Origin of the sequence: Pseudomonas kielensis, assembly GCF_014236655.1 — a bacterium.
In the GTDB taxonomy this organism is placed as follows: domain Bacteria; phylum Pseudomonadota; class Gammaproteobacteria; order Pseudomonadales; family Pseudomonadaceae; genus Aquipseudomonas; species Aquipseudomonas kielensis.
Genome location: NZ_JACMYG010000080.1, coordinates 1 through 1627, shown reverse-complemented (window position 1 = coordinate 1627; position 1627 = coordinate 1). Strand labels below are relative to the sequence as shown.

At 59.5% G+C, this 1627-nt stretch carries 3 protein-coding genes; all 3 read right to left on the bottom strand.

Annotated features, from left to right (window positions below):
- A partial coding sequence (locus H7995_RS28060; protein WP_185819320.1) for a mercury(II) reductase occupies positions 1-1134 on the bottom strand: 1134 nt, incomplete at its 3' end.
- Complete coding sequence (gene merF, locus H7995_RS28055) at positions 1131-1376, bottom strand: mercury resistance system transport protein MerF (protein WP_057978978.1); 246 nt, start codon at positions 1374-1376, stop codon at positions 1131-1133. The genes merF and H7995_RS28060, both read right to left, overlap by 4 nt.
- Positions 1377-1378: 2 nt before the next feature.
- On the bottom strand, positions 1379-1627 hold a 249-nt coding region (gene merP / locus H7995_RS28050), incomplete at its 5' end, for a mercury resistance system periplasmic binding protein MerP (protein ID WP_185819319.1).

Here is a 1627-nt window from a genome sequence, read left to right as displayed (position 1 = left end):
TTTGTCGATGGCAATGCTGCCCTGCGCATTGACAGCCACGCCCGCCGTTTCCAGCGCCAGGCGGCGTGTATTTGGTGTCCGGCCGGTAGCGACCAACAGCTTGTCGGCATGTACTTCGCCGTGTTCCGTGGTGAGCACGAATTCATTGTCTGAATACGCTACATTGCGGGCCTGTGTGTGTTCCAGTACTTCGATGCCCTCGGCACGGAAGGCGGCTGTGACAGCCTCGCCGATTGCCGGGTCTTCGCGGAAGAACAGCGTGCTGCGGGCCAGGATCGTGACCTGACTGCCTAGCCGGGCAAAGGCTTGCGCCAGTTCCAACGCCACCACCGACGAGCCGATCACGGCCAGGCGTTCGGGAATGGTGTCGCTGACCAACGCCTCGGTGGAGGTCCAGTACGGCGTGTCTTTCAGGCCGGGGATCGGCGGAATGGCTGGACTGGCGCCGGTGGCGATCAGGCAGCGGTCGAATGCCACTGTACGCTCACCGCCTTCGGTCATATGTACAACGAGGTGTTGGCTATCCTTGAAGCGGGCTGCGCCGCGCAGTACGGTGATGCTCGGATTACTTACCAGGATGCCTTCATACTTGGCGTGCCGCAGTTCATCGACGCGCGCCTGCTGCTGGGCCAGCAGCTTGCTGCGGTCAATCACCGGCACAGTCGCCGCGATGCCGCCGTCGAATGGGCTTTCGCGGCGCACATGGGCGATGTGGGCGGCACGGATCATGATCTTGGACGGCACGCAGCCGATATTCACGCAAGTGCCGCCGATGGTACCGCGCTCGATCAGCGTGACCATCGCGCCTTGTTCGACGGCCTTCAGCGCCGCTCCCATAGCGCCACCGCCGCTACCGATGATGGCAATGTGTAAACCGCTCCCGGGCTTGTCGGTTGCCGGAATCTTGCCGGAGTCGCGTTTATTGGACCCCTCATCGAAAGCGGCCCGATAACCCAGCGCTGCGATAGTTACCAGCATCTGGTCACGACTGGCGCCAGTGTCAGCCAGTACCTGCGCCTTGCTCTCGGGATAGGACACCAAGGCATGGCTTACGCCGGGAAGTTTTTCCAAAGCGTCCTTGACGTGCGTGGCGCAGGACATGCAGGTCATCCCGTCTATAGTTATTGCAATCATTTTTTTCCTCTTATTCCAGTTGGTGGGCAGCAAGCATCGGCTTTGCGTTTGCGCCGGACTGCGTAAATGGTCAAACCGATGAATACTAAAAGGGCGGGCATCAGTACGTAGTCCAGATATCCGGTGAGGGCGGACAAGCCGACAACACCGAGCAAAATAACCAGAATCGGGGTAAAGCAGCACAGCGCTACCAGCACCGCGCCAACCACGCCGACACGCATCAATGTTTTCGGATTTTGCATGATCAGTTCTTGAGTGTGGATGGATAGCCGGCGTTTTCGGTTGCCTTCATCAGTGCCTGGACACTGGTCTTGGCGTCGTCAAAGGTCACCGTAGCTTCACGCTTGTCAAAAATCACGTCGGTCTTGCTGACGCCATCTACTTTCGAGATGGCTTTTTTGACCGTGATCGGACAGGCAGCGCAAGTCATGCCAGGCACGGATAGCGTGACGGTTTGGGTGGCGGCCAACACCGGAGCGACAACGGCGACGAG